At 39.5% G+C, this 14,592-nt stretch carries 10 protein-coding genes; 7 read left to right on the top strand and 3 right to left on the bottom strand.

The genetic code is table 11. The annotated features are described in order from the left end of the window. Positions 1–51 precede the first annotated feature (51 nt). The 5 genes from dacB to ABD006_RS00365 all read left to right on the top strand — a co-directional run bounded on the left by dacB (position 52) and on the right by ABD006_RS00365 (position 9,501). Positions 52–1,527: a D-alanyl-D-alanine carboxypeptidase/D-alanyl-D-alanine endopeptidase gene (gene dacB / locus ABD006_RS00385; RefSeq protein WP_343836314.1), complete on the top strand. Its 1,476-nt coding sequence runs from the start codon at positions 52–54 to the stop codon at positions 1,525–1,527. Positions 1,528–1,700: 173 nt separating this feature from the next. After that, complete coding sequence (locus tag ABD006_RS00380; RefSeq protein WP_343836312.1) at positions 1,701–1,952, top strand: sporulation protein; 252 nt, start codon at positions 1,701–1,703, stop codon at positions 1,950–1,952. Positions 1,953–2,078: 126 nt separating this feature from the next. Continuing rightward, positions 2,079–3,098, top strand: a complete 1,020-nt coding sequence (locus ABD006_RS00375; RefSeq protein ID WP_343836310.1) for a DUF3231 family protein — start codon at positions 2,079–2,081, stop codon at positions 3,096–3,098. 213 nt (positions 3,099–3,311) lie between these two features. Continuing rightward, positions 3,312–6,308 (top strand): PD-(D/E)XK nuclease family protein, encoded by a 2,997-nt coding sequence (locus ABD006_RS00370; protein ID WP_343836308.1) that lies wholly within the window; start codon positions 3,312–3,314, stop codon positions 6,306–6,308. After that, positions 6,301–9,501, top strand: coding sequence for a UvrD-helicase domain-containing protein (locus ABD006_RS00365; protein ID WP_343836306.1), 3,201 nt, complete (start codon positions 6,301–6,303; stop codon positions 9,499–9,501). Before ABD006_RS00370 ends, ABD006_RS00365 begins: the two co-directional genes overlap by 8 nt. Before the next feature lie 65 nt (positions 9,502–9,566). Here ABD006_RS00365 and ABD006_RS00360 read toward each other — a convergent pair whose 3' ends face one another. Both ABD006_RS00360 and glmS read right to left on the bottom strand, forming a co-directional pair. Beyond that, complete coding sequence (locus ABD006_RS00360) at positions 9,567–9,872, bottom strand: hypothetical protein (protein WP_343836304.1); 306 nt, start codon at positions 9,870–9,872, stop codon at positions 9,567–9,569. Positions 9,873–9,957: 85 nt separating this feature from the next. Next, entirely contained in the window at positions 9,958–11,793 is a 1,836-nt protein-coding gene (gene glmS, locus ABD006_RS00355) for a glutamine--fructose-6-phosphate transaminase (isomerizing) (RefSeq protein ID WP_343836301.1), read from the bottom strand. Between the two features lie 272 nt (positions 11,794–12,065). On the opposite strand from glmS, the gene ABD006_RS00350 reads away from it, so the two are divergent. Both ABD006_RS00350 and ABD006_RS00345 read left to right on the top strand, forming a co-directional pair. Continuing rightward, on the top strand, positions 12,066–12,515 hold the full coding sequence (locus ABD006_RS00350) for a DUF5392 family protein (protein ID WP_044157649.1): 450 nt from the start codon (positions 12,066–12,068) through the stop codon (positions 12,513–12,515). Positions 12,516–12,604: 89 nt separating this feature from the next. After that, positions 12,605–14,158 (top strand): NAD(P)H-hydrate dehydratase, encoded by a 1,554-nt coding sequence (locus ABD006_RS00345; protein ID WP_343836298.1) that lies wholly within the window; start codon positions 12,605–12,607, stop codon positions 14,156–14,158. Between the two features lie 234 nt (positions 14,159–14,392). On the opposite strand, the gene ABD006_RS00340 is transcribed toward ABD006_RS00345, so the two are convergent. Continuing rightward, on the bottom strand, positions 14,393–14,566 hold the full coding sequence (locus ABD006_RS00340; protein WP_202925682.1) for a hypothetical protein: 174 nt from the start codon (positions 14,564–14,566) through the stop codon (positions 14,393–14,395). Positions 14,567–14,592: the final 26 nt, after the last annotated feature.

The following is a 14,592-nucleotide window of genomic DNA, read 5'->3' as shown; positions in this document are numbered from 1 at the left end:
ACAGGCAATATTTCCAGCTTTTTTATGTCGTATAAAAAGGAGGTTACATGTATGAATAAAAATATCCTTCGATTCATTTTCCTCGTTTTCGTACTGGCACTAGCTCTAATCGGCACGAACAGGAGTACATCTTCGCTTGAAGCACAGACGGATCAATTTTCCCGTCAGATTCATCAGCTTTTACAAAATGAGACTCACTTAGAGGGAGCAATAGCAGGAATAAGTATTCGCAATGCAAATACAGGAGAACTTCTTTATCAGCATAATGGCTCGAAATTACTCCGTCCTGCTTCGAATCTTAAGCTGCTGACAGCTGCTTCAGCCTTATCTATTTTGGGGCCGGAATACCGATTTTCCACAGAAGTTTTAACAGATGGACAGGTAAAAAATGGTGTATTAAAGGGAAATCTTTATATTAGAGGAAAAGGAGACCCCACATTAATGGAAAAGGATCTCGCAAATTTTGCTGAACAGCTGAAGGCAAAAGGCATACATAAAATTAAAGGTAAACTGGTAGGGGATGATACCTGGTATGATGATAAGCATTACTCACAGGACCTTCCCTGGACAGATGAGGATACGTATTATGGAGCGCAGGTATCTGCCTTATCGATTTCACCTGACCGGGAATATGATGCGGGGACAATTATAGCCAATATAACTCCTGCAAATCAGGTTGGGAAGAGAACAAAAGTTACGTTAACACCTGAAACTAATTATGTTTCCATCAATAATCAGCTTGAAACCGTCTCTGCCAAAGAAGGAAAAGACATTGAGGTTAATCGAAAACACGGGACAAACCATATTACAATCTCAGGGCAAATTCCACTCGATTCAGCAGCTGAAAAAGAATGGATAGCCGTTTGGGATCCAGCCAAATATGTGTTGCATTTGTTTGAAAAGAATCTCAAGGCTCAGGGAATTACCGTTTCAAAAAGTTCTTTAGGAAAAGCCTCTTCCTCAGCCCAAACCCTTTTGACCAAGGATTCAATTCCCCTGTCAGAGCTTTTTATTCCTTTTATGAAGTTAAGTAACAATGGTCATGCTGAAATTCTCGTTAAAGAATTAGGGAGAATTAAAAAGGGAAAAGGGAGCTGGAAACATGGACTTAGTATCTTGAAGAAGGATTTACGAAAATATAATCTCGATACGGAATCCATGGTTTTACGTGATGGGTCAGGTCTATCCCATATCAATTTAGTTACACCGAATCAAATCTCCAAGCTGTTATTTCGTATTCAAGAGGAAAGCTGGTTCTCTATATATAAAAATTCCCTTCCAATTGCTGGTTCCGACGATCGAATGGAGGGTGGCACACTGCGTTATCGTATGAAGACACCACCCTTACTCGGACAGGTTCAGGCAAAAACCGGAACAATCTCAACCGTTAGTTCATTGTCTGGTTATGCGGAAACCATTAATGGAAATACAGTGACTTTCTCCATCATATTAAACAATATGAAGAGTGAAGAGTATGGCAAGTCTATTGAGGATCAAATTGTCAGTTTTATTGCCAGACTATTATAATATTTCCCGGGCAAGCGCAAAGAGTGACAATAAGTGCTATACAATGACAGAAAATTCGGTTTATTCCCGCAGGTTTCGGCATAACTTGTTATCATCTCCACTTCTTTTAGGTGAATATTCACCAGGTATCAAACCATCCTAACAATAAGAAAGAAGTGTTAGGAGGAATAAAGATGGATCAATCTTTATCTTATTTACAGGAAGTTTTATCAAACTACACAGAGGAAATTGATGCTGTCAGGGATATTGATAACAAAATCGCAACAAATCACTATTCGTCGGAGAATCTTTTTTCAAGAGATCTGGATGAAGAGGAAAGTCGCTTACTAAGGGAGATTCTGTTAAAGGAAATTCATCATGCTAATGAATCAGGTGATCATGAACGCGGGTATCAATTACATGAAGTGTATGAACTTCTTTATTAGTTGCCAAGGACTGTGTTTCCTCATACAAGGGAAAGGCAGTCCTTTTCCTTTCAATCATCCCTTTACATAATTCATAAGTCTTTGTAGGATAATAATCCTTAAAAGTCTCGATATGGAGGGTACCAGATGGAAAATGAAAAACATATTGGGTTAACAGCCTCGGAAATTTCACCATTATGGGCCCAATATTTAAATGACAGTGCAAGTATTTGTATGCTGTCCTATTTTTTAAAAAACATAGAGGACGAAGAAATTAAATCGATTACCTCACACGCTCTGGAATTGTCTCAAGGTCACATTGAAAAAATTACAGAGATTTTTCAGGCGGAAAATTATGCAATTCCAGTTGGGTTTAAACTGGACGAGGATGTCGATTTAAAAGCTCCAAAACTTTATTCAGATGTTTATGTTTTAAATTATCTGAATCATATGGCTATCATTGGTCAGACCAATTACTCCGGTGCTGTCGCAGGATCGGTTCGACAGGATATAACCGATTACTATATAGAATGCATGTACGAAACCATGCATTTATATAAAATCTCTAAGGATTTATTGTTAAAAAAGGGCTTATATCAGAGGTCAGCTAAACTTCCAAAGCTTGAGGAAATTGATTATGTTGAGAAGCAGGGGTTTATCCTGGATATCATTGGTGAAAAGCGATCTCTTCTTGCCAGCGAAATTTCCAGTTTATATTCCAACTTGAAAAGAAATGCTCTTGGAGTTGTGACTTTGACAGGCTTTAGTCAGGTTGCACAGTCTAAGGAAGTAAAGAAGTTTCTTTTAAAAGGAATCGAGATTGGTAAAAAGCATACTAAGGTATTTGGGGGGAAACTGGAAAAAGAAAATCTTCCTGTACCTATGTCAATTTCATCGGAAGTAACAACAAGTACTTCCTTTACTTTTTCTGATAAGCTAATCATGTTTTTTACTTCAGCATTAATTGGCTTAAGTATAGGTTACTATGGTACAGCAATGTCTCAAAGTCCAAGAGTTGATTTAGGTGTAATGTATAACCGATTATCCCTTGAAGTCCAAAAATATTCTGAAGATGGGTCAAATATTTTAATCAAAAACCGATGGATGGAACAACCACCAATGACTGCCGATCGTGGAGAACTTGCCAACAAGAACAGCAATGGGTAATGATGAAAATGGAACGGAACCCCTGACGTTCCATTTTTTGTGTTATAAAATAGCGGTTTTATGGATCAAAAAATAGGAAGGGCCACGTCCGGTGGTTATGCCTTTGTTCATGAAAAATCCCAACATTCCCAAAATTATACACAATTTATGTTGCCAGCAACGGTAAAAAACAGCATAATAGAAATTATAGTAGATATTGCAAGGAGGCTGAACATGCAGGAACACATTGAAGAGCTCCATCAGATTTGTGCCCGTCATCCCTTTGAAGAAAAAATACTCATTGTTGATTCGCATTCAGTTGGAGAACAAATCTATCAGTCATTTCTGAAGAATGGTTATCGTTCTATCCATTTAAAAATCAAAACGGTAAAGGATATGACACAGGATATCATAGCGATTTATGGGAATCCATCGTTTTCGCTACTGGAACCAGTACTGGGTCAGCACCTTATCTATTATTTATTAAAAGAACTACAGGAAAGCCGGAGTTTAACCTATTTTAGCGGAATGGAAGTAACCCCTTCTTTTAGTCAAAGCATTTATCAGATGATAGAAGAGCTTCGTATGGCCGGCTATACAAGTGAAAACCTGCCTGCGCATGCATTCATTTCGTCGGAAAAGGCTGAAGATATGAGAAAAATTTTTATTCAATTTGAACAGTTAATCGCTGTTCATCATTTGCAGGATTTAGCAGGCTTATATCAACAGGCAATTCAAGTTGTGAGACAGACTTCAAATTCTATCTATATTCTTCAATCTCATTTACATTTATCTGATATAGAACTCACCTTTCTTAAAAAAATACTCCCGGAACATTATTATAAGCTGCCACTGCCGGAAGTTCTTGGTGTTTCTCCTCCTGAACATTATAATCTTAGAAGCATCAATTGGGGAAGACCAGGTCCTTTTAGTTACTTGTATAAGCTGGATGAGGCCGAGGATCAAGCAGACCTATCTATCTTTACCGCGAAAACAGAGGAAACCGAACTCAAACAAATCCTCGCTCAAATCAAACAGCAAACCCTACGTTTAGATTCCTGTATTTTATTTTATACCCGACCGGAACCGTATGTAACGATTCTGTACCAATTAGCTGAACAGCATCAATTGCCGGTCACTTTTGGAGAAGGATTGCCTTTATCATTAAGTCGACCAGGCAGGCTGGTTCGCGGACTGCTGCAATGGATGGATGAACGATACAGTACACGTTTCTTTATCCACCTTCTCAATGAAGGATTAATTGCCTTGCCAGAGAATGCACCGTCAAATGTGCGTCTTATTAACCTTTTGCGGGAAGCAGAAATTGGGTGGGGACCGAAAAGGTATAAGCATCAACTTGACAAACTGCTTAAGAAGTACGAGTACAGGCAATGGTATGCTGACAGCACAAATGACAAGGAAGCTATCCAAAGGAAGCTTCAGGATATCGCCTGGTTAAAAGATTGGTTTGACCGTCTATTTAAACAGTTGCCGCCTATGGAATCTGTCATCCGTGAAAAAGAATTCCTTACGTCCTTTCATTTTTTCCTGAAAAACTTCGCAAATTCCGTTTCAGCTATTGATCAATCAGCTCAGCAAGCCATACTTGAGACCTTAAACAGCATCATTCCGTATGCAGTCGAAGCGTTACCCAAATATGACCTTTTTGAAAAGCTGTATAACAGTCTGGATTCTATCCGTGTACGCAAATCAGGGCCTAAACCCGGTTATTTGCACATTGATGCCTATCATAGGGGGATTTATCATAGCAGAAAACATCTTTTTATCGTCGGGGCAGATAACCGTTCGTTTCCTGGTTCATCCGGTCAGGACCCGCTTCTGCTTGACCAGGAACGAAAGAAGCTTAGTAACAACCTGGAGCTTATGAAGAACAAAGGGGAGGAACATCAATATGTCATGCTGCAGCTATTGGCTTTGTCGCAGGGCCCTGTAACCATTAGCTATTGCAGTTTTAATATGAGTGAAAACCGATCTGTGAATCCTTCCTATTTGTTTTTACAGTGCTATCGTATGGTAACGGGGAACCATCACGCGGAGTTTAAGGAATTAAAAGATTTACCAGCCCGGGTAATACCTGAACAACCCTTTATGGATAAAGACTTCTGGCTTCTCTATATGACAAAAAAGGAAGTTTATCACCCGAATCAGCAATTATTGGATCATTATGTGAATTTACAGTACGGTCTGCAGGCAGATTATTCACGTAACACACATGCATTCACCGAATATGATGGACGGATTGATATCGACACGCGTGAATACGATCCCCGTTTAAATTCGAACCGTACCGTGACCGCAGGAAAGCTTGAGAAACTGGCAGGATGCTCTTATGCCTACTTTCTTGAAGAAATATTGCAGGTAAAACCGATCGAGGAGCAAATCTATCATTCTTTTGCATGGCTCGATCCTGCAACTAGAGGAACGTTACTTCATCGCATTTTTGAGTCTTTTTACCAGAAACAGAAGGAGAAAAAACAAAAGCCATCTTACGCCTTACATAAAGAAGACTTACACACGATTGCCTGGCAATTGATTGAAGAGCAAAAACAGGTTCAATCCCCTCCAAACGAACGGGTTTTTCAGCGGGAAGTACAGGATATTCTGGAAGCCTGTGATATTTTCCTTAAGGAGGAAGAGAATTTTGCTATAGACCATGATGCTTTATATTTCGAATATGCCTTTGGTATCGGTGAATATGAGCCTGCAGTGATTACACTCCCATCAAAGGCTAAAATTCATATATCCGGAAAGATTGACCGTGTAGACAGAGGCAAGGACGGCAACTACCATATTATTGACTATAAGACCGGAAGCACGTATAACTATAAGGACTATGAAAGATTTAAGGGGGGACGCCAGCTTCAGCATTTTATTTATGCTTTAGCGATTGAACAGCATTTGAAATTGGAATCAGGTGCTGTGAAAGAAAGTTCCTACTTCTTTCCAACATCAAAAGGACAGGGAAGAAGGTTCAGCCGAAAACAGGATGCTTCACAGAGAGAAAATGGGTTACATCTATTGGAAACCTTAACCGATGTGATTAAAAGTGGGCATTTTTCCATGACAGACGATCCTGCCGATTGTCATTTTTGTCAGCTTAAATCGGTTTGCAGGAGAAGCTTCTATGACCCTGAAATATTGGAGGCAAAACAAATGGATCCTGATGCGGATGGAATCAGGAAATTCTTGGGGGTGCGCAATTATGAGTAAGAAAATTATGGATCAGGAGGCCCGTACAAAAATTGAGAAGGAGCTTACCACTAATTTTCTGATTGAAGCAGGTGCCGGTTCCGGAAAAACAACCAGTCTTGTAAGCCGTATGGTTAATCTTATCTACACAGAAACCTGTAAAGTCCATGAACTCGCAGCGATTACCTTTACGAAAAAAGCAGCTGATGAATTAAAGGTACGCTTTCAAAGTGAAATTGAGAAAGCCTGGACATCCGAACAGGATCCAGAAAAACGGGAATGCCTCGGGGAAGCACTACAGAAAATGGATCAATGCTTTTTAGGTACTGTCCACTCTTTTTGTGCAAAACTTTTAAGAGAACGTCCGATTGAAGCTAAACTGGATATTGATTTTAAGGAATTGGAAGAAAGTCAGGATCTTGAACTATTAGAAGAGTCATGGGATAGTTTCTTACAAACGATTCAGGAGAAAGAACCTCAAATCATTGATCAATTATTGGAATTAGGGGTTCCTGTCGAGGAACAATTTGAAAATCTAAAAATGATGAAGGATTTTCAAGATGTTCAGTGGATGACTGAAAGAAGACCAAAGCCGGAATTACAGGAGACATTTGAAGCATTAAAGATGGTGTTAAAGGAAGCAGGACGAGCACTCCCTGAAATGGAGCCTCAAAAAGGGTATGACAAGCTGCAGTCTGCTATTACAGTGGCCTTACGGAAAATGAGGCACATGAATCATAAACAGGACAAAGATATCATTGACGTTTTTGAACAATTTGATAAAAATCTGAAGCCAACCTATAACCGCTGGATGTACAAAGAGGATGCTGAATACTTTTATGATAAAATTCGGGCTCTGGCAGAAATGAAAATTGTACCATTATTAAAGCAATGGAGGGAATATATCCATTCTGATGTCATTTCCTTTTTGCGTCAGGCCTTAAATGAGTATGAGAGTCTTAAAGATGAACGTTCATTGCTCAACTTTCAGGATTTATTGCTGACAGCCCGAAGTCTATTAAGAGACAATGCAGAGGTAAGAAACTATTTTCAGCAAAAATACCACTCTCTTTTAGTGGACGAATTTCAGGATACGGATCCTGTTCAAGCTGAGATTATGTTTTACCTTACTAGTGTGAACACAAATGAGACACAATGGACAAAATGTAAGCCACTACCAGGATCCCTGTTTGTAGTGGGAGATCCAAAACAGGCGATTTACCGGTTTCGCCGGGCTGACATGGATACCTATAACCGTGTGAAACAATTAATGGTTGAACACGGAGGTGAGGTTCTTCAGCTTACCATGAATTTTCGTACTTTAGATAGTATAACTGAAAACCTGAATGAGGTATTTGAGCAGCAGCTTCCTGAAACAGAAACGGCATACCAGGCGGCTTATCTCCCATTAAATGCGTATCATAAGGATAAACAAACGGCCTTTTCAGGAATAAAATCATTAATGGTACCAGCTGAATTTACAAGGAAGGATGATGTTATTAAAAAGGATGCAGAAAATATCGCTCGAACCATTCAACAGTTACGTAAAGAAGAGGGTTTTACACCCAGTGATTTTATGGTTCTTACCCGCTATAACGATAGTGTTGGTCATTATGCCAAAATTCTGGAGGAGCACAATATGCCAGTAAGTGTAAGCGGTGAAATGGCCATAGGTGATATGATTGAGTTTCAGGAACTGAAAATTTTACTCAGCACATTTACTGACCCTTCAGATCCTGTCCTGTTTACAGCAGCTCTCAGGGGTGTATTCTTTGGGATTAGCGATAATGAATTGTATCAGTGGAAACGGAATGGAGGAAGGTTCTCCATTTATTCACCGATTCCGGATCAGCTTAATAAAAGAACCGTGGAAAAATTCACAACTGCTTTGACTCGATTAAGAACCTATCACAAATGGGTTCGGATTTTATCCCCAACGACAGCAATAGAGAGGATCATGGAGGATGCCGGCTTTTATCCGCTTTTGCTGTTAAATAATCACGGGAAGCGAGCGTTTAAAAGTCTGCTTCAGATTCTGGATGCTCTTCGAAAAACGGAAGCAGAAGGATTTTCTGATTATCGCGATGTTTTTACTTTATTGGCAGACATGGTGGATGAGAAAACGGTAGTTGTAAACATGGAGGAGGAAACAGATGCTATTCGGGTGATGAATGTACATAAATCGAAAGGATTGGAAGCCCCCATTGTTTTTCTGGCTCATCCATGGAAGCAGGTAAACCCTGAATCTTCTATAAAGCAGCACATTAAACGGGATGATACTTCATCCAAAGGATATTTTTCCTTCTATAAGAACATCAGCAGGTTTCATAAAAAGCCAGTGGCTATGCCTTTTCAATGGAATGAGATTAAGCAGGAAGAGCTGCACTACTTAACAGAAGAGGAAAAACGTATACTGTATGTGGCTGCTACCCGGGCGGAAAAAGCCTTAATTATTAGTGGAAGTGAAAAGAACAATAGGAAAAATCCCTGGAAAACACTCTTAGAAGTACCCTTAATTGAAAATTTGAAAGGATTCACAGAGCAGTCAGAGCAAAACGAGACTGCGATAAGGATGATTACAGAAGAGGAATATCCTCATAATCATACTGAAAACCAATATAACTGGATGAAACAAGCAGAAAAACCATCCTATGAATCCTTCAGTCCAACCGCAAATAAAGATTATCAGTCAGTTTTACAGATTGATCGGGAAGCAGGAGGCGGCAAAGAGTGGGGAACCATAATTCACACGGTTTTAGAACACCTGGTTAATGAAAAGCCGATTGAGCTGCTGATTGAACATTTACTTGCTGCGTATAACTTCTCAAAAGAAAAAGAAACAGAGGTATATGATTATATTAATCAATTCAAGCAATCAAAGATATGGTCCGAACTTCAGCACGCAGAAACGATTCTTACTGAGGTGCCGATTGGTCTGCGTGCGGAGAGAGGAAGTGAGCTCTATTCATTAATTGCAGACAATCATGAAGTTGAAGCCTTCCATGTGAAAGGGATCATAGATTTAGTATATAAAGTCAACCACAGATGGAAAATTATTGATTATAAAACCGATCGAGTAAAAAGAAGGGAAGATAAAAAGAGACTGGAAGAGTATTACCAGTCTCAGCTGGAGATTTATCAATCTGCCTGGGAGCAATTGACGGGAGAACGTGCAGATACGCAAATTTGGGGTCTGTTTTTTTATTCGACTTAAGGAACGTTGTAAGAATCTTTTTCCTGGATGAGTCATCCTTTATGGACTGGCCTAATACGTCAACGCTAATGTGGTTGTTTTTCTACGCGCTTATCCGATAAATGGGTTTTCGTTTTATACTCTCCGTGAAGAGTACAACGGTATGTGTGAACAGTAATTGTTCGGTAAACATGGTAATCATGATAATGATAACTGACAAATGTCTGCACTTTCTTTTGGAAGCTGTCAACCAAATGCTCTTTTGAATACGTATGTACTTTTTCCCAATCATGTGTAATTCCCTTTGGCTGATCATCTTCCTTTGCTGAAGCTAACTCAGGGTTTATCATGATACCGGTAATAAGTCCAAGAGTCATTAGCCATTTTTTCATTTCGATTCACCTTCCCGAAAAAGGATTTCTTGCAGACTTTATTTTTAGTCTATCCTGATCGGGAAGGATTTATAAGATTTACTTATTATTCAACGGTCAGGCTTTTAGCCAGGTTTCTGGGACGGTCCACATTATACCCTCTAACAGTTCCTGAATAATAGGCAAGGAGCTGGAGAGGTATGGCAGCAACAATGGGCATTATCAACGGGTGTGTTTCGGGAATATACATGATTTCGTCAACGACATCAGTCAGCGCATCGTCCCCGACATTCGTAATTCCAACAACATAGCCATCCCTTGTTTTCAGCTCACGAATATTACTCACCATTTTATCCTTCAAATGGGGCTGTGTGGCGAGAGCAATAACTGGTACTCCAGGGGTAATCAGCGCCATCGTTCCATGCTTCACCTCACCAGCAGCATAGGCGTTGGCATGAAGGTAAGCTACCTCCTGTAATTTTAATGCTCCTTCTAATGCGAGTACATAATCCAGGCCGCGTCCTATTAAAAATAAATTTGTCTGATCATTCGTGACTTGAGCAAAGGAATCGATGGCATCCTCAGTCATTACTAAGGTTTGCTTTACAATTTCAGGCAAAGTTTGAACAGCTTCTATTAATTCCTTTATAAAATTTGGACTAGGCTCCTCCGTCTTTTTACATAAATGAATGGCCAATAAACTTAAAACCGTAATTTGAGATGTATAGGCTTTCGTTGCAGCCACTGCCTGTTCGGGTCCTGCATTCATTGGAATGATGCAATCAGCCTGACGTGCAATATTACTGCGCTTGTTATTAGTTATCGCAATGGTTTTGGCTCCATTTGCTTTAGCCTCTTTAATCGCCGTGAGTGAATCCGCTGTTTCTCCGGATTGACTAACCACAATCACTAAATGTTGCTCACTTAATTTACCGTGCTCATATGTAAATTCCGAGGAGAGAGAAACCTCAACTGGAAATGATAATAATTTGTCCATAATACTCTTTCCAATGATTCCAGAATGATACGAGGTTCCATTTCCGATGATGTCGATTTTACGAAATTGTTGATAGGGATGCTCACGGAAAAATAATTCTGCCTCTGGTAAATACACCTGTTTGTTTTTAATTCTGTTATTTAACGTACTTTTTAAAGAAGAAGGCTGTTCAAGAATTTCCTTCAGCATAAAATGATCATAATCGTTTAACAGAATTTCCTCTTCGTCCCATTCAATGGCTACCTTATCAGGATGAACCTGTTTGCCATCAACGGTTTCTATAAAAATATCATCTCTTGTCAGGATGGCCATTTCATTATTTTTTATGGGATAGGTTTCTTTCGTATAGGAGAGTAAGGCGGAAATATCTGATGAAAGATAAGCCTGGGATTCGCCAAACCCGACTATCAAAGGATTTTCCTGAGAAATGCCGATAATCATATCCGGATGCAAAGCGGACATCATCACAAGTGCAAATGATCCTTTCAACATCGGCAATACCATCCGAACCGTTTCAACAAAATTACCTGTATTATATTTGGAAAGCAGATGAGGGATAACCTCTGAATCGGTATCTGTTTTAAAGGAATACCCTTCCGATAGCAGCTCCTTCTTTAAAACGTGGTAGTTTTCAATAATACCATTATGAACAACGAAAAATTGCTCATGTTCGTCGGTTAAAGGATGCGAGTTTTCCGCCGATGGATTTCCGTGTGAAGCCCACCGAGTGTGCCCAATACCCAGAGTACCGTTTTGCATAGTATCCAATTGTAATGATGCTTCCAAATCCTGAATTCTTCCCTTTTCTTTCCGAACCTCAATGTGATCGCCATTTGAAATCGCAAGGCCAGCCGAATCATAGCCTCGATATTCCAAATTCGTTAAACAATGAATCAAAATTTCCTGAGCCGAACGATTCCCAATATAACCAACAATACCACTCATAATTGATCACTCCATTAGCATATCTCACCCTTTATTATAGTAAAATTAAACAGAAAAGGATATCATTGTTTTTTCGTTTGGAAAATATTATAGTAAGCGTTTTATGTGACTATAATCACAAATTCTATTATAATAATGGTAAGTTCATTCAAAGGGAACAGTATTTTGCTGCAGAGTCGAAATTACAGAGCAGTTCCGGCTCAACTGGCAACAGGGGCAACAGTTCATGCTGTTCGCAAGTCCCTTACCATTTTTAAAGGAGAATGCTGGATATGAATAATCCAATGATGTTTAAGCATATGCCAAACTTTGTAAAAAAGGAACTGGAGGCTATTTCTGAAACCATTGAACCTTATATTAAAAAGCACTCCAAATATATAATCTTTGCCATACCACTCATGACGTTTGCGATTTTTAATTTACTATTCTATTTATTTACCGGCGGCTGGTATCTCAATATGCTGCCGACATTAGCCATTTATGCGCTCATGGCTGCCATTGGGCTGGCCCTTTACAAAGAATCCAAGCATGTAAAGAAACAAATAGAAACAATAAGCACAGAACAAATGATTAAAAGAATTAAAAAGAGTGAACATATGAACGACTACAGCAAGACAGAATATATTAAGTCAATAAAAGAACAGCCAAAGTATGGGTTTCAGTCTTTTATTAACTTTTTAAATGAAGAAAATCAGCGTAAACAAAGAATGTTTGGGAATTAATCAAAACCTGGGAGTTGAATCTCTCAGGTTTTTTTATAGACCATAGTCCCTTATAATAGATGTAAATGATGGAACAGGGAGGCGGTAACATGTATGCAGCAGGTCAAAAAGACATTCAGATGATGGATCAGTACACGATTGAGAAACTGGGATTACCTGGACCTGTGCTTATGGAAAATGCCGGTGCCATGGTAGCCGAAGAAGTGATGAAACATCTGCCTCATAAACAGTCAAAGGTGAATGTTCTTGCCGGAAGTGGAAATAATGGTGGAGATGGATTTGTGGCCGCCCGACGTTTGTATGACTCAGGGATCAATGTTCAATTATGTCTAATGGTAAATCCAGTTCGTATTAAAGGAGATGCAAAAACTCATTTTGATGTATACATAAACCGGGGGTTACCGTTCGTTGACTTCTCTGAAAAATCTCCGGATAAGCTGTCTTTGTTTCTTGAAGGAGCAGATGTGATTGTTGATGCTATACTCGGAACCGGTGTTCAAGGTCCGGTTCGAAAACCAATAGATGAGATGATAGCTACTGTTAATCAATATTCTAAAGAAAAAATGATCATCGCTGTTGATATTCCGTCGGGGATTGGAAGTGATAATGGAAGAGCAGAAAGTGTAGCTATTAAAGCAACAAAAACGATCACATTTGTTTTTCCGAAAAAGGGGTTTTTTCTTAATCAGGGTCCTGCGTACATAGGCGAATGGAAAACGGTGGATATTTCTGTTCCTGTTTCCAATGCGAAAAAGCTTGACTTACATCTTCCGTCTGTTATTACGAAAGATTTAGCGAAGACTTCCATCCCAGCACGAATGCCACAAGGTAATAAAGGTACTTTTGGTCACGTTCTCGTTATTGGTGGTTCCCGTCCATATATTGGTGCTCCCATGTTTACTGCAAAAACTGCTATACACACTGGAGCTGGTTTAGTTACTTTAGCCATCCCCGAAAGCCTGTATCCGATGGCAGCCTCGCAGAATCCGGAATCGCTTATGCTTCCATTACCAGATAGAGATGGTCATTTGGATGATAAGGCTCTTGATGTTTTAAGCAGAAAAATGGACCAATTTGACTGCATTGCTATCGGTCCTGGTTTAAGTCGTTTTCCTAATGGGGAAGAATGGATGTCTGCTTTTCTGCGCATGCTTCAGGATCAGCATTTAATTGTGGATGCAGATGGATTATATTTTCTGCAGCATGAACTGGATATTTTACCTCATCTTAATGGAAATGTTATTCTTACTCCTCATCCAGGGGAGATGGCCAGGCTTCTTGGTACAACCGTTAAAGAAGTCGAGGGAAATCGGATAGAAATCGCCCGGAACTTTGCCCATAAATATAAGGTATATTTATTGTTAAAAGGTCACCGGTCCGTTATTGCCACTCCTGATAAAGATATTTTTATTAACCCTGTTGGTCATGATGCGTTAAGTAAGGGAGGAAGCGGAGATGTACTGGCGGGACTAATTGCCTCGTTTTTAGCACAGAAGGCTGCTCCTCATAAGGCCTTAATCGCAGCGGTCTATTTACATGCAAAAGCAGGAGAATATCAAGCAGGAGAATGGTCACGTTATGGAGTTACTCCATTAGAACTTATTTTAGGAATCAAGAAGGAATTAAGGGCCCTTATAGAGTAATGATATTGAAACGCAAATATATTTCATCATGAATTCACCATAACAATATTATGTAAACATTGAAATTATTTCTTTTAGCTTTTCGGCAGTATTACGGAAACTGGTTCTCCAATCCATTACTTTCTAAGAGAAATGTATCCGGATAACCCATGGGAATAATCATCTCCATTGAAAAAGTAACCCTTATACAGTTCATCAGGGTTACTTTCACCTTTCTTATACATATATAGGGGACTAACTTGAAGGTTCTTCATTTTCATGCTTCCAGGTTGTCTCCTGTCCCGTTACAGGACATCTGGGGAAAGAATCGTTCTCATTTAGTTTTGCTATTTCACCTGATTGACAGATATATTCTCCCGTCAATGGAACACCTTGTCCGGTCCGATATTCCCGAGTTTCCTCAGCCATGAATAATACCACCTTTCTGCAGATTC

The organism is Salinibacillus aidingensis (assembly GCF_039522525.1).
GTDB lineage: Bacteria > Bacillota > Bacilli > Bacillales > Alkalibacillaceae > Salinibacillus > Salinibacillus aidingensis.
This window is presented reverse-complemented; position numbering and strand designations above follow the sequence as displayed.